Raw genomic sequence first — 17,813 nt, 5'->3', positions numbered from 1 at the left:
GCCAAACGCCGTGCAATCGGCGAGGGCGCAACATTTTAGATATTTAGGGGGCTGTGTGGAGCATCTGTTCAAGTCAACGCTGGCGCTGTGTTGCCTGGCGCTGGGCACCTTGGTGCAGCCGGCGCTGGCCGAAGAGGGCGATGCCCCGGCGCGCCGGGTGGATGTCAACGAGTACTTCGTGCGCGGCAATACCGTGCTCGATGCGGCAACGATCGAAGAGGCGGTGTACCCGTTTCTCGGCCCGCAAAAGACCCTGAACGATATCGAAGGCGCCCGCGACGCGCTGCAGAAGATCTACCAGGCGCGTGGCTACCAGTCGGTGTTTGTGGAGCTGCCGGAGCAGAAGGTCGATGACGGCATCGTCTACCTGCAAGTCAGCGAAACCAAGGTCGGCCGCGTGCGGGTGGTGGGGGCCAAGCATTACTCGCCGGTGGAAATCCGCGAGGAAGTGCCGGCGCTCAAGGAAGGCGCCGTGCCGGATTTCGCCAGCGTGCAAACCCAGCTGGCCGGGCTCAACCGCAGTGCCGGGCGCCAGGTCACGCCGCTGGTCCGCGAGGGGCAGCGCCCCGGCACGATGGACGTCGACTTGCAGGTGGAGGACCAGAACCCATGGCACGCCAGTATCGGCCTGAACAACGACTACAGCGCCGACACCGAGAAGCTGCGCTCGGTCGCGACCCTGGGCTACGACAACCTCTGGCAACTGGGCCACAGCATCTCGCTGACGTATTTCACCGCGCCCCAGGACAGCTCGAATGCCAAGGTCTGGTCGGGTTCCTACAGCGCGCCGCTGGATGAGCGCTGGACCGTGCAGTTTTCCGGTTATCAGTCCGACAGCAACATCGCCACTATCGGCGGCAGCAACGTGTTGGGCAAGGGCCACTCCTACGGGGTGTCGGCGATCTACAACCTGCCGCTGGACGGGAACTGGGCCAACTCGTTCTCCTTCGGCATCGACTTCAAGGACTTCGACGAACAACTGAAATTCGGCGCCAGCAGCGACCAGGTGCCGCTCAAGTATGCCCCGTTCACCTTTGGCTACAACGGCTACCGCTACAGCGAAAAATCCCAGCTGGGCCTGGGCTTGAACCTGGTCGTCGGCACCCGCGCATTCTTTGGCTATGGCAGCGACGCCAAAGAATTCGACTACAAACGCTACAAGGCCAGCGCCAGTTTTGCGGTGCTCAAGGGCGACCTGAATTACACCTACACCTTAGCCAACGACTGGCAGTCGGCGTCCAAGGCCGGCTTCCAGTTGGCCTCGGGACCGCTGGTGTCCAACGAGCAGTATTCCGCTGGCGGCGCCACCTCGGTGCGCGGTTACCTGGCGGCGGAGCGCACCGGGGATGAGGGGTTGCTGCTCTCCCAGGAGCTGCGCACACCGTCTTTGGCCAAGTTTCTCGGCAGTTATGTGCAGGAGTGGCGCTTCTACGCGTTCGCCGAAGGCGCGCGCATGCGTCTGCACGACCCGCTGCCCGAGCAGGAAGACGAGTACAGCCTGGCCAGTGTCGGCCTTGGCACCCGCGCCAGTTTGAGCAAATGGTTGTCCGGCAGCCTGGATTGGGGCTACCCGCTGCTCGACGGACCAAACACCCAGAAACAGGACTCGCGACTGCACTTCAGTGTGCAGGCGACCTTCTGACCTTTTTCCCCGGAGATTCTTCCCATGCAACGCCTATTCCTGAGCCTGTTGATCTGCCTGGGCTTCGCGCTCCCGGCCACCGCCCATGCCTGGTGGCAGGACGATTGGCATTACCGCAAACAGATCAGCGTGGACACCACCGCCCAAGGCGCCGCGATCAACCAGGCCCTGGGCCGCACCGCGCTGCTGGTGCGCCTGCACACCGGCAACTTCACCTTTGACGGGGTCAAGGATGACGGCAGCGACCTGCGCTTTGTCGGTGCCGATGACAAGACCGTGTTCAACCACCAGATCGAAAGCTTCGACCCGCTGATGGGCATGGCGCTGATCTGGGTCGATGTGCCCAAGGTCGAAGGCGGCCAGCGCCAGGACCTGTGGATGTACTACGGCAACCAGAAGGCCCCGGCCACCGCCAACGGCCAGCTGACCTTCGACCCGAATTACACTGCGCTGTATCACTTTGACGGGGCCAGCGGCACACCGCCACGGGACACCACCGCCTACGCCAACACTGCGCTGAATGCCACCGGCAGCAGCATCGACGGTGTGGTCGGGCGGGCCTTGCAGTTCAGTGGCCAGCCCTTGCTGTTGCCGGCCAGCCCGTCGCTGCAACATGCCGCCGGTGGTGCCTTCACGTTCAGCGCCTGGCTGCGCCTGGACCAGGCCAGCGGCGAACAGATCGTCCTCGCCCGGCGTGAGGCTCCGCATAGCCTGTTGCTCGGGTTGAACCAAGGCATGCCGTTCGTGGAAATCGACGGCCAGCGCGCCGTCTCGACCCAGCCGCTGAACCCCGGCCAATGGCAGCACCTGGCGTTCACTGCCGAGGGTGAAAAAGTCACGCTGTATGTCAACGGCCGCGAAACCGCGAGCCTGGCGGTGGCGATGCCGGCGTTCAATACACAACTGGCGATCGGTGCCGATCTGCCGGAAGCAGCCGGCCCGCACTTGCCGTTTGCCGGGGCGATGGATGAGCTGCGCCTGTCCAAGGTGGCCCGCCCGGCGACCGTGTTGCTGGCCGATGCGAGTGCCCAGGGCGCCGAGTCGAAACTGGTCGCTTACGGCGTGGATGAAGAACAGTCGGGCTACGGTTTCGGCAGCCTGGGCTTTCTGCTCAACGCGGTGCCGATGGATGCCTGGGTGATCATCCTGGTGCTGGTGGCGATGATGTTTCAGTCGTGGGTCATCATGATTCGCAAGAACCGCATGGTCAGCCGTGTGAGCAGTGCCAACGAGGCGTTTCGCGAGCAGTTCGCGCAGATCGGCACCCGCCTGGAAATGTTCTACGACGACAGCGTACTCGCCGAACGCCTGACCCACTCTTCGCTGTGGCGCCTGTACTGCGTGGCGGTCAAGGAGATCCGCACCCGCCGCGCCCAGGGCGCCGACACCTCGTCGGTGTCGGCGGCCACCATCGAAGCCATCCGTTGCTCCATGGACGGCGTGCGTACCCGCGAAAACCAGGCGCTCAGTTCCAAACTGTCGACGCTGTCCAACGCCATCGCCGGCGGCCCCTACATCGGCCTGCTGGGTACGGTGCTGGGCATCATGGTGGTGTTCCTCGGCACGGCCATGGCCGGCGACGTGAACATCAATGCGATCGCCCCGGGCATGGCGGCGGCCTTGCTGGCCACGGCCATGGGCCTGTTCGTCGCGATCCCCGCGCTGTTCGGCTACAACCGCCTGATCACGCGCAACAAGGAAGTCAGCGCCGACATGCGCGTGTTCGTCGACGAGTTCATCACACGCCTGGCGGAGATGCACGGCGAGAGCCAGTTCAGTGAAACGGCGCACCGCGTGCCGCACCACGCGCCGGTTTCGGCCTGAGGAGAATCGCCATGGCTTCCGTAAATGCCTCCCACGACGATGACGACGATGCCGCCGTCGACAGCATCAACATCACGCCCCTGGTGGACGTGCTGATGGTGGTGCTGGTGATGTTCATCCTCACCGCCACCGCCCAGGTCTCGGGCATCCAGATTCATCTGCCCAAGGCCAGCGCCTCGGTGTCGCTGTCGGAGGCCAAGACCAAGGCCATCTCCGTCAACGACGGCGGCCAGGTGTTCCTCGATGCCTACCCGGTCACCCTCGGCGAGCTGGAGGAGCGCCTGCGCATCGAGAAAGCGCTGAACCCGGATTTCCCGGTGATCGTGCGCGGCGACGCCACGGTGCAGTACCAGAAGGTGATCGAGGTGCTCGACCTGCTGCGGCGGTTGGAGCTGTCCCAGGTCGGGCTGGTCACCGGCAAACCGAGCCAGGGCTGAGTCATGACCGCACAGATCCCGATGCCGCCGTTGCCCGTGAAAAACAAGCCGCCGCTGCGCCCGCTGAAGTGGGGCGCTGGCCTGCTGCTGGGCGCCGTGGCCGCCTGGTTTCTCTGGCAATGGGCCAATGACATGAGTGGGGTACGCCGCGAAGCACCCAAGGTGCCGACCATTATCCCGTTGCCGCCACCACCGCCACCGCCGCCGGAAAAACCCAAGGAACCCGAGCCCCAGGTGGAAGAAAAAGTACCCGAACCGGTGCCCACGCCCGAGCCCGAAGAGGTGAAACCGGCGGAAGAAGCGCCGCCTTCGCCGGCCGACGACTTGGCCAACCCGATGCAGATCGATGGCGATGCGCAGTCCGGCAATGACGGCTTCAACATCGGCGCGGGCAAGGGCGGCGGCATGGCCGGTTCCGGCGGCGGTGGCCTGGGTGCCGGCACGTACAAGCAATACCTGGCGGGGGTGTTTCAACGCCTGCTGAGGGAAGACCCGGAGTTACGCAAAAAGGCCTACGCGGTACAGGCGGATGTGTGGTTGAGCGCCGAGGGCCAGGTCACGCGTGTGGAGCTGGCCAAGTCCAGCGGCGACCGCGAGACCGACGCCCAGGTGCTGGCGGCGTTGCGTGTACCGCATGCCGCGCAACGCGTTCCAGCCTCGGTGAGCATGCCGGTGCGCCTGTCCCTCAAGGGGCGGCGTCCGGATTGATCGAACCCATTTTTTGCAGTTTTTTACAGGAGTTGCTTACGAATGATTTCCCCCGTGAATCGCCTGACCCTGGCGGTCGGCATGGTCATCGCGACCCTGGTCGGTCAGGCGACGGCCGCCCCGGTCGCCCCTTCGGAAAACGTCACGATCAACCTGATCCGCCTGCTGGTACAGCAAGGCGTGCTGACCCAGGACACCGCCAATGGGTTGATCGCCCAGGCAGAAAAAGAAGCCCAACAGGCACGCCAGGCCAATGCCGCGCCGGTGGTCGCCAGCGGCCCGACGGCGGCGCCTGGCGACGTGCGCGTGCAGTATGTGCCGCAAGCGGTGCGCGACCAGATCCGCGATCAGGTCAAGGCCGAAGTCATGGCCACCGCCAAGCAGGAAAACTGGGCCCAGCCCAATACCTTCCCGGATTGGGTCTCGCGCATCAGCTTCGATGGCGATATCCGCCTGCGTGACGAGTCGCGCTATTTCTCGGGTAACAACAGCAATGAGTTCACCGATTTCGCCAAGCTCAATGATACTGGCCCTTATGACGTCAACAAAAACTCGAACACCAAGTTCCCGCCGTTGATCAACACCACCCAGGACCGCGAAAACCTGTTCCGTCTGCGCGCACGCCTGGGCATGAAAGCGGTGATCTCGCCGGAATGGACCGCTGGCATTCGCCTGGGCACCGGTTCTGACAATAACCCGGTGTCCACTACCCAGACCCTGGGCGGTGGTTTCGGCAAGAAGGACATCTGGCTCGACCAGGGTTACCTGAGGTGGAAAACCACCGACTACATGACCTTGACCGGCGGGCGAATCGCCAATCCGTTCTACGCCACCGACATGTTGTATTCCAACGAGCTCAATTTCGACGGCGTGGCCGCGATCTTCAACCATAAGCTCAGCAGCGAGTGGGGCCTGTTCGGCACCCTCGGCGCATTCCCGGTCGAATACACCTCGGATGCCGCCAGCAGCAACGGCATCGACAAGGAAGACAGTGAGACCAAGTGGCTGTTCGGCGGGCAGATCGGTGCGGATTGGAAGATCAACCGCAGCAACCGCCTCAAGCTTGCCGCTGCCTACTATCAGTTTCAGGATATCGAGGGCGAGCGCTCCAGCCCTTGCTCCCCGTGGAAGGGCGCACCCGGTTGCGACACCGACGGCACACGTGTGGCCTTTATGCAAAAAGGCAACAGCGTGTTCAATCTGCGCAACAACACCACCAACCCGACGGATCCTGCCAAAACCCCGGACCCACAATACGTAGGCCTGGCGTCCAAGTTCAATGTGCTGGACCTCAACCTGGTGTGGGACAGCGAACTGCCGAGCGACTTCAAGCTGCGCACCCAAGCCAACTACATCCGCAACCTGGCCTACGACAAGAGCGAGATGCTCAAGCGCAGCGAAGGCGAGATCGTCAACAACATCAATTCCAACGGCCAGTTTGAAAGTGGCGGCAATGCCATGATGGTCTCGTTCACCCTCGGTAGCGCGCTGGAGATGCACAAGCGCGGCGACTGGAATGTGTTGGCCGGCTACAAGTACATCCAGCCTGATGCGTTGCCCGATGGTTTCAACGACTCCTCGTTTCACCTGGGCGGCACCAACGCCAAGGGCTACTTCATTGGCGGCAACTACGGCATCGACAAGAACATCTACGCCAGTGCGCGTTGGTTGAGCGCGTCGGAAGTGTATGGCGCGCCGTTCGAAGTCGATGTGATGCAACTGGAACTCAACACGCGCTTCTGATGCGCAGGGAGATGCCCCATGAACACGCGAATATGCGCGCTGCTGTTGCTGCTGGTTACCACCGGTGCTTCGGCCGAAGGCATGGAAGAGCGCCTGCGCACGCAACTGCGCAGCACCACCCAGCAGTTGCAGGCGCTGCAAAGCGAGCAGGCCCAGGCCAGTGCCGCGCGCCTGGCGGCGGAAAACCAGGCCAAGCAGGCCCAGGCGCAAATCAAGCAATTGACCGCCGAGCTGGAAAAGGCCCGTGGCGTGGCCGAGCAACTCGCCGGCCAGCAACAGAACCTGCACAGCCAGGCGCAAGCCCAGGCGGCGGCGAGCAACGAGCAGATCGGCAAGTTCAAGAAGGCTTATGACGAACTGCTGGTGTTGGCCAAGGGCAAAGAAACCGAGCGCGCACGCCTGCAGGCGCAACTGAGCGAACGTGACACACAAGTGCAGCAATGTTCAGCCAAGAATCAGCAGATGTACGGCGTGGCTCAGCAGTTGCTTGCGGCCTACGAAAAAATCGACGTGGCCGAGGTGATGAGTATTCGCCAACCCTTCGCCAGCGGTGCGCGGGTCAAGTTCGAGGAACTGGCCCAGGGTTTTGGTGACGATCTGTACAAGACCCGCTTCGATGCGCCCCAGGCGGGCGTCAATCATTGATCCACAAGGAAGAGCAGACCATGAACGAATTGATCATCAGCGTCACCGCCCAGAGCCTCACCGAGTTGCTGCAAGAGGCCGGCTACCGGGTCAACCAGAGCGAGCAGAACGGCATCGTGCAACTGCTCAGCGCCAGCCAGGGCATCGGCTTTGCCGTGCGCTTCGGCAACCCGGCGACGGAGCCGGGCAGCTACGTGGATTTCACCTACAGCTGCGCGCTGCGCGTGCAGGGCGACCTGCCCGAAGGCCTGGCCCAGGTGTGGAACGCCTCGCGCCGTTTTGCGCGGCTGTCGGTGCAGGGTGAATTTCTGCTGATGGAAATGGACGTGGTGGTGGCCGGTGTCGGCGCCACGCACCTGCGCAGCCAGTTGGAACTGTGGGACCGCCTGCTGCAGGAATTTATCGTCTACCTGCGTGAGTACAGCCAGCACGCCGCGCAGTTGCAGGCCCAGGCGGCGGCTGAACCTGTGGCTGAAGAGGTACCGGTGCTGTGAAGAAGCGAACCGTGGTTGTCGGCGCGGGGGCGCTGACGTTGCTGGTGGTGGCGGTGGGGTTGAGCTTGCGACCGGGCAGCGACCCGGTCGCCGCTCAGCAACCGGCGCCTGTCGTCACGTCCTCGCCCGACGAGCGTGGCGCGCCGGCGGTGGCACGCCTGGGCAACCAGCAGATCGACGTGCCTGAACTGAAAAGCGTGCTGGCGAGCCTGCCGGCCGAATCCCGTGAGCAACTGCGCGGCAACCGTGGCGCCCTGGAGAGCTGGCTGCGTTCGCGCCTGGCGCAAAAGGCCGTGCTCGAACAGGCCGACGCCCAGGGCTGGCGCCAGCGCCCGGAGGTGGAGCAACAGACCCGCGCCGCCACCGAACAGATCGTGTTTCGCGACTACATGCTCTCGGTCAGCCAGGTGCCGGCCGACTACCCCAGCGCCGCTGAATTGCAGCAGGCCTACGACGCTGGCAAAGCACAATGGATAACGCCGCCGATGTACCGAGTCAGCCAGATCTTCCTGGCGCTGAATGACCCGCAAAGTGTCGACGCGGTACGTCGCCAGGCCCAGGAACTGAGCCGCAAGGCCCAGGCCGCGCCGGGGGATTTTGCCGCCCTGGCCACGCAATACTCGCAAGACCCGGACACCGCCCAGCGCGGTGGCGACTCGGGCTTGCAGCCGTTGCGGCAACTGGTGCCAGCGGTGCGCGAAGCGGTGTCGCGGCTCAAGGTCGGCGCGGTCTCGGAGGTGGTGCAAAGCCCGGCGGGGTTCCATGTGCTCAAACTCACCGCCCAGCAACCGGCGCGCACCGCCACCCTCGACGAACTGCGCGAGCGCCTGACCCAGGCCCTGCGCGCGCAACGCCAGGAACAGATCGCCAAGGCGTACCTGGAAGGCATGCTCAATACCGCGACCTTGAGCATCGACGGCGCGCAGTTGAACCAGGTGCTGGAGTAACCCGCGTCAACCGCATTGGATGCACAAGACCTACAAGACAGGGAGTCTCCCATGGCATTTCTAGAACCGTCTGGCCCCCAGGGGCCTGCACCCTATCGCGAGCCGAGTCAGTCCCGTAGCGCCTGGTTGGCCCTGGCCAACGACATCGAGCCGGAGGTCGCGCGCTACTTTCTGGTGAGTGCGCGCTGCGGCTGTTTCATGCAGGCGGCGCGCAGCCTGAATATCAAGGCGACGCTGCTGCGCAAACGCCTGGCGCAACTGGAGGAACAGCTGCGCCATGTGTTGTTCAGTTTTCAGGGCAACGGCCTGGTACTCAGCCGCGATGGTCAACTGCTGCAGGCGCAATTGATTGCCCTGGCCCATGCGCGGCGCCTGCCGGTGGTGGAGCAACCGCTGATTCGCCTGGCCGTGGCCGAGCCGATCCTGCACGACATCCTCGGGCGCGACCTGATCGCCTTGCTGCGCCGCAACGCCAGCGTGCGCCTGGAAATCATCTCCATCGACAGCCAATTGTCCCTGCAAGCGGTGGACGTTGACGTGGTGCTGTGGCTCTCCGACGCCGATGGCCCCACGCCCGGCCCGAGTTTCCCCACTGCGCCGCCTCAAGTGCTGGCGCGCTTGGAGTACCTGCCGCACATCGCCAAGCGTTACTCGCGGCTGACAACCCGCCCCGACAGTGTCGAAGACCTGGATGACTACATGCTGGTGCAGTGGCAGCCGGATGGGCAGGTGAACGCCTTGCAGCCATGGAACACGGTGGTGGCACAGCGCCTGGCCGCGGTCGTGCAGGTGCATGCCTATTCGTTGATGCTCGAGATGATCCGCTGCGGCGCCTGCATCGGTTTGCTGCCGCGCTACATGGGCAGCTTCGACCGTGGCCTGGTGGCCTTGCCGGGATTGCTCGCCGAGCCCATGCAGCGCCAGGTGTGGCTGGCGGTGAAAGCGCAGGTGCAGCATGCCGAGGCGGTGCAGATGATCGTCGAGTTGATCACCAGTACGTTCGAGGGGCGGCGGGAGTGGTTTGATTAGTGCAGGATCCGGCCCCGGACGTTGCGTGATCGCCCCAACTGCGCCAGTCTTGGCGGCCTCATCCTTCCTGTAGCTGCGATCCGCGATGCAAGCCACCCGTTTGACTCTGATCTGCCATGCCGTCACGCCGTTGCAAAAGCGCGGCTGCTTTGCCGATGACGAATCGTTGGTGATGGATTGGCAAAACGCGGCGTTATCCCTGGCCGGTCGCTTCAAGAAAAACGTGCGGCTGCGCTGTGGGCCCGAGGCGCGAACCCGTCAGACGGCGAGCTTGTTCGGCGATCAGGCGCAGATCGAAGAGGCCTTGCGCGATGGCGATGTCGGGCACTGGAAAGGCCAGGACATCGCCGCGCTCGACAGCGCCGAACTGACGACCTGGCTCACCGACAGCGCGAGCGCACCCCACGGTGGCGAGTCGGTGGATCGGCTCTGCGCGCGCGTCGCGCAGTGGATGCAGTCGCTGCAGACCGAATCCGGCCATGTCGTGGCCATCACCCACCCGTTTGTCATCCGCGCCGCGTTGCTCTACGTCATGCAGTTTCCCGTCGCGATGTTCTATCGCATCGATGTGGAGCCGCTGTCTTGCACGGAGCTGCGTTTCAACGGCGTCTGGCGCCTGCGCCTGGAAACTCACGCCTGAGTACGTGAACATGGCAAAATCCACGCCCCGCAATGAGAGCAACCCATGAAACGCATCCTGATCATCGGCATTGGCGCCGGCAACCCTGACTACATCACGATGCAGGCCGTGAAGGCGCTGAACCGCACCGACGTGTTTTTCCTGATGGACAAGGGCCAGAGCAAAGACAAGCTGATCGACCTGCGCCGTGAGATCTGCGCGACCTACATCACCGAGCCCGGCTACCGCTTCGTCGAGGCCGATTGCCCCGAGCGGGTGCGCGGGGACATCGACTACACCCGCGCCGTGCAGGACCTCAACCGCGATAAGCAGCAGACCTTCGAGCGCATGATCAATGAAGAAATGGCCGACGGCGAAGTGGGGGCTTTTCTGGCTTGGGGCGATCCGGCGTTGTACGACAGCACCATCCGCATTCTGCAGGCGATCCTGGCCAGTGGCCGCTGCGTCTTTGAATTCGAAGTGATCCCCGGCATCACCAGCGTGCAGGCCCTGGCGGCCCAGCACAAAGTGCCGCTGAACCGCATCGGCCGCTCCATCGAGATCACCACCGGGCGCCGCTTGGCGGCGGGGCAGGCGAGCGATGCCGACACCCTGGTGGTGATGCTCGACGCCGAAGATTCCTACCGCACCGTGGTCGATCAGGATCTGGACATTTATTGGGGGGCCTACCTCGGCACGCCGGATGAAATCCTCATCAGCGGCAAGGTGAGTGAAGTCGCTGAAGACATCCAACGGGTGCGCAAGGCTGCGCGTCTGGCCAACGGCTGGATCATGGACACTTATTTGCTGCGCAAACCCTGAGGTCGATCTCCATGTTCAAACTGTTCGCGCTGGTGCTGACCCTGGTGGCCGGTGCCGCCCACGCCGATTCCGACCTGCACACCGACTTGCCGTTGTTGTACCTGGAACAGACCCAGGGCGATGCGCGCAACCAGCCGCTGGTGATTTTCCTGCACGGTTTTGGCAGCAACGAGGAAGACCTGTTCGGCATCAAGGATGCGCTGCCGTCCACCTGGACCTACCTGTCGGCGCGCGCGCCGATGCCGGTGGACGCCCAAGGGTTCCGCTGGTTCACCAAGACGCCGGGTGACGGCGATTACGATGGGATGACCGACGACCTGCAGAGCAGCGCCACGCTGATCAAGGCGTTTGTCGCCAAGGCTACCGTCAAATACCACACCCAGCCTGACCGGGTGTTCCTGGTGGGGTTCAGCCAGGGCGCGATCATGTCTTACGAGGTGGCGTTACGTGACCCTGAGTTGGTGCGCGGGATTGCGGCGCTCAGTGGCAGCGTGTTGCCGGTGCTCAAGGCGCAGCTCAAGCCGGATGAGCGATTGGGCCAGCTGGCGATTTTCATCGGCCACGGCACGTTGGACCAAGCGCTGCCGTATGCCTCGGCGACGCGGGCGAACGAGGTGTTGTCGGGGTTGGGGCTCAAGCCGCAGTTTCATACTTATCCGGGCATGAACCACACCATCAGCGCAGCGGAAGTGCAGGACTTGAAGGCCTGGCTGGAAACCAATGTGAAGTGAACACCGCTAAAAATGTGGGAGGGAGCTTGCTCCCGATAGCAGTGTGTCAGCCAACACATGCATGACTGATGCACCGCCATCGGGATGCAAGCCCCCTCCCACAGTTGATCGGTGTGGTTTTAACGGTCGGTTTACTTGCCGCCGGTAATCAGTTTCACCAACTGTGCATGCCCCTTCACATCATCCGCCCGCGAAATCGCCTGGATCACCAGTAAGTGATTGCCGGAACCGCCGAGGAAGGTGGAGTTCAAGGTTTTGCCGCCGCCTTGGGTGGCCGTGCTGTCCACCTGGCGCAGGCCGAGGCCCTTGAAGGTCAGTTTCTTTTCGTTCTGTTTCTTGAAGTCGGGCAGGGCGGCGCTCTGGTCCTTGACGAAGCCGGCGACTGCGCCGTCGAGAAACTGCGGGTCATTATCTTTAATGGTCACCCCGTCGTTGCGCACGGTTTCGGCGACGATGACCACACTTTTCGTGGTTTGGTTCGCGTACATCGTACCTTGGGTATCCCCGGTGCCGTCTGCTGCCTTGCCGGCTGGCAGGGTGTCGGCGACATAGGCCTTGGGCAGGTCGAAGCTGAACTTGCCGCCCAAGGTGGAGATGGTCTGATCCGCCGGCTTGGCCGCGGCGAATACGCTGCCGGCGCTAAGCGCCAGGGCCAGCAGGACGGCGGTCTTGGTGAAAGTGGCCATGAAGAAGCGCTCCGGTAGATGAACGAAATTGCGCCGTATTCTGTCAGAAAATTCGCAAGATCGTTCATCCGCACCATCACACCTTGTCGGACTCTTCCTCAAGACGGTCCATTTCAAACAACCGCGCCAGTTCCGCACGGGCTTCCTGGGCGGTCTGCATGACCTTGGCCGCGTCGTCGTACACCGCGTGCTGGGCGGCGAGGACCTGCAGGTCGTGGTTCTTGAACCGGGTGATGCGCGCGTCGGCCTGGGCTTGGCTCAGGCCGAGACCCACCAGGGTGCGGCGGCTCATTTCCAGGCTGGAATAGAAGGTTTCGCGCACCGGTGACGCGTCGAGGTCCACCAAACGGTGGACGTGCTGGCGGTTACGGGCGCGGGCGATGATCTTCATGTGCGGATAGAGGCTGCGCACCAGTTCGGCGGTTTTGATGTTGATCTCCGGGTCATCCATCGCGATGACGAAGAACTCCGCCCGGTCGACCTTGGCCGCGTGCAGGATCTCCGGACGTTGCGGGTCGCCGTAGAACACCGGCATGCCGCCGAAACTGCGGGTCAGCTCGATGGTTTCGACCGAGGTGTCCAGGGCGATAAACGAAATGTTCTGCGCGCGCAGGATTCGCGCGACGATCTGCCCCATGCGGCCCATGCCGGCGATGACCACGCGCGGCGCATCGCTTTCGATGGTGCGGTATTCCTCGGGGACTTCCACGGGTTTGACCTTGGGCTTGAACAGCTTCGGGCAGACCAGCAACAGCAGCGGCGTCACGGCCATCGACAGGGTGATGGTCAGCACCAGGATGTCGTACAGGTGCGGTTCGAACAGGCCCTGGTCGCGGCCGATCTTGAACACCACGAAGGCGAATTCACCGCCTGCCGCCAGCACCACGCCCAGGCGCAAGGCGCTCTCGCGGTTGAGATCGCCCACCAGCCGGCCGACGGCATACAGCAGCGGCAGTTTCAAACCGATCAACAGCAGGGTCAGGCCGATCACCACCAGCGGCGAGCTGAGCAGCAGGCTGAGGTTGGCGCCCATGCCCACGCTGATGAAAAACAGGCCGAGCAGCAGGCCCTTGAACGGTTCGATCTGGGATTCCAGTTCGTGGCGGTATTCCGAGTCCGCCAGCAGCAGGCCGGCCAGGAACGCGCCCAGGGCCATGGACACGCCGACCAACTCCATCAGCCAGGCGGTGCCGATCACTACCAGCAACGCGGTGGCCGTGGACACTTCGCGCAGGCCGGTCTTGGCGACGACGCGAAACACCGGGCGCAACAGATAGCGCCCGCCGATGATCACCACGGCGATGCTGCCGAGGATCTGCAACACGTGCTGCACGCCCTGGGCCTGGGTGCTTGGGTGATCGCCCCCGGCCAGCAACGGCACCATGGCAATCAGCGGGATCGCCGCAATGTCCTGGAACAGCAGAATCGCAAAAGCCAGGCGCCCGTGGGGCTGGTTCAGCTCCTTGCGCTCGGCGAGGCTTTGCAGGCCAAAGGCGGTGGACGACAGCGCCAGGCCCAGGCCCAGCACGATTGCGCTGTTCCACGACTGGCCAAACAGCCACAGCGCGACCCCGCCCATCACCAGGCCGGTGAGCAGCACCTGGGCCAGGCCGACACCGAATACCGCCTTGCGCATCACCCATAAACGTTTCGGCGACAGCTCCAGGCCGATGATGAACAGCAGCAGCACCACGCCCAACTCCGAGAACTGCGCGACGCTTTGCGGGTTGCCGATCAGGCCCAGTACCGACGGGCCGATGATCACACCGGCGAACAGATAGCCCAGCACCGCGCCCAACTGCAGGCGCTTGGCCAGGGGCACGGTCAGCACGGCGGCGAGCAGGAACACCACGGCTGCTTGTAACAGGTTGCCTTCATGGGGCATTGCGAACTCCAAAATCTTTAAAGCCAATCAACAGGCGGCTATTAGAGCGCTTTTTACATGTCGATAATTGTGTTTTTGCAGTGTGGGATCGTGCTGGGCGCGGTTTTTTTTGCTGGGCGACTGCGTTCTCGCGGGCGTGTCTTTCACTGGCTGAGTGTTTTTCCAGGCGCACTGGCGGGCGCGCGGTACAACCCCACGGCCAGCCCGGTGATGATGAGTGCGATCGAGAGCAGGTTGGGCGTGGATATGCGCTCGCCGATGATCAGCATCGAACTGGTCATGCCGAACACCGGAATCAGCAGGGACAGCGGCGCTACGGTGGATACCGGGTATGCCTTGAGCAGTGAGTTCCAGCCCCAGTAGGCAAAGTGCGTGGCCAGGTAGACCTGGAACAGGATGGAACCCGCCGCCGTCAGGTCGAGGTTGGCGCCCACGTTGGCGAACGCTGCGCTGCCGTGCAGCCACCAGGCCATGAGCCACAGCGGAATTGGTGGGAACAGACTGGCCCACACCATGAACGAGAAGATCTCTTTCACGCCCGATTGCTTGATGATCACGTTGCCGACACTCCAGGCCAGCGCGCTGAAGACGATCAACAGAATACCCAGCAGCGCGTGGTCGCCGTGTTGCGTCGCGATAATCCCCGCCAAGCCGGTCACCGCGAGCACGGCGCCGAGCACTTGGGCCCTGCGGATTTTTTCCTGGAACAGCACATAGCCCCAACCCATGCTGAAAAACACGCTGAGTTGGATGATCAGCGAGGCGATTCCCGGGCTGACACCGACCTGAATGCCATAGTTGATCACGCCCCACATCCCCAGCCCGAAGATAAGCCCATAAGCCGCTACATAGTGGAAGCCCACGGCGGGGCGCTTGATGAAAAACACCAGCGGCAGGGCGGCGAGGGCAAAGCGTATGCCGGTAAGGACAAAGGGGTCGATTGCACGCAGGCCCAATTTTGTCAGGGGGAAGTTCACCCCCCAGACCAACGTAACCAGCACAGCAAGCACCAGGTGTTTTTTCTGCATGGGGTTTCCTTTTAGGCAGAGTGCAGCTTCAAAGGCGTCGATGTTAGGCGGCAGGGCAATGGCCCGCTTGCTATGTCAGGTCAACTTTTGACAGAATCGGGCCATGATGCCGACTTTTGATGCCGACAGCCCCGACGCGCTGGTGACGCTGCGCGAATACCCCTCTGGCACCGTGTTTGCGCGGCACACGCACCCGCGAGGTCAGTTCGCCTACGCTTCCACCGGCGCGCTGAAAATGTTTACCGACCTGGGCAACTGGGTGGTGCCGCCGCAGCGGGCGATCTGGGTGCCCGGCGGCGTGCCCCATGAAATGCAGATGCGCGGCGATGTGGTGATGCTCAATACCTACCTGGACGCCGGCGCCGCCGCACGGGCGGGGTTGCAGGCACGCTGCCAGGTGTTTGAAGTGTCGCCCCTGCTCAGGCATCTGTTGCAGGCGGCGCTGGCCATCGAGCCTTCGACCTTACCCAATGCCAGGCAGGCCTGCGTGCTGACGCTGCTGATCGATGAGATCGGAGCGATGCCCGAGTTGCCCCTCAGCGCGCCGTTGCCCCGCGAGCCACGGCTGGCGAGCGCCTGCCAGCGTTTTCTGGAGGCCCCTACGCAACACACTTCGATTGACGAAATGGCCGCGTGGTCGAGCATGAGCCGGCGCACCTTTACCCGCCATTTCCTTGAGAGCACGGGCATGACGTTCGTCGCCTGGCGCCAGCAAGTCTGCCTGCTGGAAGCCACTGCCCGGCTCAGCCACGGCGTGTCCGTCACCGAGGTGGCGTTTGAGTTGGGCTTCAGCAGTGCCAGCGCCTTCACCGCGCTGTTCCGGCGCAACCTGGGCGATACCCCGGCGCGTTATCTGACTAAATCAAAGGCCGCGTCGTTGTTCTGAGGGGGTTGTGGCGTCCGCGCCCGTCAGGATTCACCTTCCTGCGGCTCGCCCTTTGTTACTATCGGCGTCCTTCGTCACCAGGAGTCACCGGCCCATGCAGCACCAGTGGGATGAAATGCACCGTACCCGCAAGCCTACGTTCGTACTGTGCGGCGAGCCTCAGGGGGACGTGCTCAATCTCTATGTTCACGGTTACTCGGCGTTCTTCAACCGGCAGCAACTGGGCAACTTCACGGCGCAACTGGCAAGTATCGAAGGTTCGACCAACCTGATGCTGTTTTGGCCGGCCGGGCATTTTCTGGAAAACCTGTTCGCACCGTTCAAGGACGTGATCACCGCGATGCTCGGCGGCGGCGGCCTGGGAGCGGCGACGGTAGGGGTGGGCAAGGCGATCGGGTATTTTCTCGACCATTACAAAAGTGTCGAGGCGCGGGTGGATGAAGTGGCCCGCAGCCTGTTGCCGGAATTGGCCGAATTCCTCCACGGCGAGTCGCTGCAGGTGCGGCGCATCAACCTGATCGGGCATTCCCTCGGCGCGCGCATCCTGGTCAAGAGCGTGTTGGCCAACCCCGACACTGCGCGCGAACTGCCGTTGAACCATTTGCTGTTGATGGGCGGGGCGATCTGTACGTCGAGCCCTTGGGATGAAGTGTGCGCAGCGCTTTCGGGGCGGGTGATCAACTGTCACTCCAGTAAGGATTGGGCCCTGGCGATGAAACCGGATACCGAGCGTTGCATCGGTCGCTACGCCATCCCGATCACACCCGCGCTCAAGGCCAAGGTGACCAACGTTCACCTGGCCAGCTTCGATCACGCGGCCTATTGGCCGCAGTTGCAGACGGTGGTGCAGTACACCGACCTGCTGCAGGAGCGACGCGGCATGATCCGCGCCGACCAGCGCAGTAGCGAGGTGCGCTTTGCCGAAGAAGATGACGAACTGTTCCCGGTGCTGGTGCGGGCGCGCCCGGACGAGCTGAAATTCCTCGCCGAATTGATCGCGCAAAAGCGCAGTGCCTCGATTGATGCCACGGTGCGCGAGCCGCTGAAGTTGGCCATCGAGTTGCAGCGCATGGGCGGCGACAGCTTCATGAACCTCGCCCGGGGGCACGGCGTGGGGTATCGCCAGATCGCCGAGGATGTGGCGCAGCGGCTGGGGATCAAGTTCGATGAGCCGATGGAGACCGTCGTGCTGGCGGACATCGAAGCGCAGGTCGCGGAAAAACTCATCGAACAATACAAGGACAAACTCAGCCACGCCGACCGCCAGGCGTTCGACGCCGAGCTTCAGGCGGCGGCGCAAAAGGAGCAGGGCCTGTTCCATCGCATCGATGTCGGCCGTTCGGCCGCCACGGCGTTGAGCGGTACGGCGTTGGCGGGGCTGACTGGGTTCATCCTGCGGCGCGGCGCGGCCACGGCGATTCCGCTGGTGGGCCAGGCGCTGGCGGCGGCGATGTTGCTGGTGAGCGGGGTGCGTGCGTTTTCCGGCCCGGCTTATTCGATCACGACCTTGGCGGTACTGGTGATCGGGGTGATCCGCCAGCGCATGGAGCGCGAAGCGTTGAACCAGGAAATGGACCTGGTGGTGCAAGTGGTCGAAGCGTTTGACCTGCCGCGGGACACGGTGATGCGAACGGTTGCATCCGACTGATAAGCTACGGGCTTGTCTAGAGTGTTTGCCTGGGATACT

General features: G+C 63.3%; 17 protein-coding genes. 14 read left to right on the top strand and 3 right to left on the bottom strand.

Translation table 11 applies throughout. The features are described from left to right. Positions 1-55: 55 nt before the first annotated feature. From PverR02_RS18920 to PverR02_RS18865, 12 genes are all read left to right on the top strand, one after another. Complete coding sequence (locus PverR02_RS18920; RefSeq protein ID WP_079444142.1) at positions 56-1,642, top strand: ShlB/FhaC/HecB family hemolysin secretion/activation protein; 1,587 nt, start codon at positions 56-58, stop codon at positions 1,640-1,642. Positions 1,643-1,666: 24 nt separating this feature from the next. Further along, on the top strand, positions 1,667-3,466 hold the full coding sequence (locus PverR02_RS18915) for a DUF2341 domain-containing protein (RefSeq protein ID WP_079444141.1): 1,800 nt from the start codon (positions 1,667-1,669) through the stop codon (positions 3,464-3,466). Between the two features lie 11 nt (positions 3,467-3,477). Beyond that, positions 3,478-3,903 (top strand): ExbD/TolR family protein, encoded by a 426-nt coding sequence (locus tag PverR02_RS18910; protein WP_017849147.1) that lies wholly within the window; start codon positions 3,478-3,480, stop codon positions 3,901-3,903. 3 nt (positions 3,904-3,906) lie between these two features. Further along, entirely contained in the window at positions 3,907-4,611 is a 705-nt protein-coding gene (locus PverR02_RS18905) for an energy transducer TonB family protein (RefSeq protein ID WP_017849148.1), read from the top strand. 42 nt (positions 4,612-4,653) lie between these two features. After that, the gene (locus PverR02_RS18900) at positions 4,654-6,354 is read left to right on the top strand and encodes a putative porin (protein WP_079444140.1); all 1,701 of its coding nucleotides are present in this window, start codon (positions 4,654-4,656) and stop codon (positions 6,352-6,354) included. 18 nt (positions 6,355-6,372) lie between these two features. After that, a complete protein-coding gene (locus PverR02_RS18895) occupies positions 6,373-6,999 on the top strand; it encodes a hypothetical protein (protein ID WP_017849150.1) in 627 nt (208 codons plus the stop codon). A gap of 20 nt (positions 7,000-7,019) precedes the next feature. Next, a complete protein-coding gene (locus PverR02_RS18890) occupies positions 7,020-7,493 on the top strand; it encodes a YbjN domain-containing protein (RefSeq protein ID WP_079444139.1) in 474 nt (157 codons plus the stop codon). Continuing rightward, positions 7,490-8,440, top strand: coding sequence for a peptidylprolyl isomerase (locus tag PverR02_RS18885; RefSeq protein WP_079444138.1), 951 nt, complete (start codon positions 7,490-7,492; stop codon positions 8,438-8,440). Before PverR02_RS18890 ends, PverR02_RS18885 begins: the two co-directional genes overlap by 4 nt. A 51-nt stretch (positions 8,441-8,491) precedes the next feature. After that, entirely contained in the window at positions 8,492-9,469 is a 978-nt protein-coding gene (locus PverR02_RS18880) for a LysR family transcriptional regulator (protein ID WP_046383054.1), read from the top strand. A gap of 85 nt (positions 9,470-9,554) precedes the next feature. Next, complete coding sequence (locus tag PverR02_RS18875) at positions 9,555-10,109, top strand: histidine phosphatase family protein (RefSeq protein WP_079444137.1); 555 nt, start codon at positions 9,555-9,557, stop codon at positions 10,107-10,109. A 45-nt stretch (positions 10,110-10,154) separates the two neighbouring features. Beyond that, on the top strand, positions 10,155-10,910 hold the full coding sequence (gene cobF, locus PverR02_RS18870; protein WP_079444136.1) for a precorrin-6A synthase (deacetylating): 756 nt from the start codon (positions 10,155-10,157) through the stop codon (positions 10,908-10,910). 11 nt (positions 10,911-10,921) lie between these two features. Further along, positions 10,922-11,641 (top strand): alpha/beta hydrolase, encoded by a 720-nt coding sequence (locus tag PverR02_RS18865; RefSeq protein ID WP_057004365.1) that lies wholly within the window; start codon positions 10,922-10,924, stop codon positions 11,639-11,641. A 131-nt stretch (positions 11,642-11,772) separates the two neighbouring features. Here the strand turns inward: PverR02_RS18865 and PverR02_RS18860 are convergent, their stop codons facing one another. The 3 genes from PverR02_RS18860 to PverR02_RS18850 all read right to left on the bottom strand — a co-directional run bounded on the left by PverR02_RS18860 (position 11,773) and on the right by PverR02_RS18850 (position 15,240). Continuing rightward, positions 11,773-12,327, bottom strand: a complete 555-nt coding sequence (locus PverR02_RS18860) for a DcrB/PsbP domain-containing protein (RefSeq protein ID WP_017849157.1) — start codon at positions 12,325-12,327, stop codon at positions 11,773-11,775. Between the two features lie 76 nt (positions 12,328-12,403). Continuing rightward, positions 12,404-14,212, bottom strand: a complete 1,809-nt coding sequence (locus tag PverR02_RS18855) for a monovalent cation:proton antiporter-2 (CPA2) family protein (RefSeq protein WP_046383058.1) — start codon at positions 14,210-14,212, stop codon at positions 12,404-12,406. A 143-nt stretch (positions 14,213-14,355) separates the two neighbouring features. Continuing rightward, positions 14,356-15,240 (bottom strand): EamA family transporter, encoded by an 885-nt coding sequence (locus PverR02_RS18850; protein ID WP_079444135.1) that lies wholly within the window; start codon positions 15,238-15,240, stop codon positions 14,356-14,358. 103 nt (positions 15,241-15,343) lie between these two features. On the opposite strand from PverR02_RS18850, the gene PverR02_RS18845 reads away from it, so the two are divergent. Further along, positions 15,344-16,126: an AraC family transcriptional regulator gene (locus PverR02_RS18845; RefSeq protein ID WP_079444134.1), complete on the top strand. Its 783-nt coding sequence runs from the start codon at positions 15,344-15,346 to the stop codon at positions 16,124-16,126. A 94-nt stretch (positions 16,127-16,220) separates the two neighbouring features. Next, positions 16,221-17,774: a DUF726 domain-containing protein gene (locus PverR02_RS18840; protein WP_017849161.1), complete on the top strand. Its 1,554-nt coding sequence runs from the start codon at positions 16,221-16,223 to the stop codon at positions 17,772-17,774. Positions 17,775-17,813: the final 39 nt, after the last annotated feature.

Source organism: Pseudomonas veronii (assembly GCF_002028325.1).
Classification (GTDB): Bacteria; Pseudomonadota; Gammaproteobacteria; order Pseudomonadales; family Pseudomonadaceae; genus Aquipseudomonas; species Aquipseudomonas veronii.
This window is presented reverse-complemented; position numbering and strand designations above follow the sequence as displayed.

Bases quoted from the DNA above. Each gene is read 5' to 3' on its own strand.
- PverR02_RS18915 (WP_079444141.1), top strand. From the start codon at position 1,667: ATGCAACGCCTATTCCTGAGCCTGTTGATCTGCCTGGGCTTCGCGCTC.
- PverR02_RS18910 (WP_017849147.1), top strand. From the start codon at position 3,478: ATGGCTTCCGTAAATGCCTCCCACGACGATGACGACGATGCCGCCGTC.
- PverR02_RS18905 (WP_017849148.1), top strand. From the start codon at position 3,907: ATGACCGCACAGATCCCGATGCCGCCGTTGCCCGTGAAAAACAAGCCG.
- PverR02_RS18900 (WP_079444140.1), top strand. From the start codon at position 4,654: ATGATTTCCCCCGTGAATCGCCTGACCCTGGCGGTCGGCATGGTCATC.
- PverR02_RS18895 (WP_017849150.1), top strand. From the start codon at position 6,373: ATGAACACGCGAATATGCGCGCTGCTGTTGCTGCTGGTTACCACCGGT.
- PverR02_RS18890 (WP_079444139.1), top strand. From the start codon at position 7,020: ATGAACGAATTGATCATCAGCGTCACCGCCCAGAGCCTCACCGAGTTG.
- PverR02_RS18880 (WP_046383054.1), top strand. From the start codon at position 8,492: ATGGCATTTCTAGAACCGTCTGGCCCCCAGGGGCCTGCACCCTATCGC.
- PverR02_RS18875 (WP_079444137.1), top strand. From the start codon at position 9,555: ATGCAAGCCACCCGTTTGACTCTGATCTGCCATGCCGTCACGCCGTTG.
- cobF (WP_079444136.1), top strand. From the start codon at position 10,155: ATGAAACGCATCCTGATCATCGGCATTGGCGCCGGCAACCCTGACTAC.
- PverR02_RS18865 (WP_057004365.1), top strand. From the start codon at position 10,922: ATGTTCAAACTGTTCGCGCTGGTGCTGACCCTGGTGGCCGGTGCCGCC.
- PverR02_RS18860 (WP_017849157.1), bottom strand. From the start codon at position 12,327: ATGGCCACTTTCACCAAGACCGCCGTCCTGCTGGCCCTGGCGCTTAGC.
- PverR02_RS18855 (WP_046383058.1), bottom strand. From the start codon at position 14,212: ATGCCCCATGAAGGCAACCTGTTACAAGCAGCCGTGGTGTTCCTGCTC.
- PverR02_RS18850 (WP_079444135.1), bottom strand. From the start codon at position 15,240: ATGCAGAAAAAACACCTGGTGCTTGCTGTGCTGGTTACGTTGGTCTGG.
- PverR02_RS18845 (WP_079444134.1), top strand. From the start codon at position 15,344: ATGATGCCGACTTTTGATGCCGACAGCCCCGACGCGCTGGTGACGCTG.
- PverR02_RS18840 (WP_017849161.1), top strand. From the start codon at position 16,221: ATGCAGCACCAGTGGGATGAAATGCACCGTACCCGCAAGCCTACGTTC.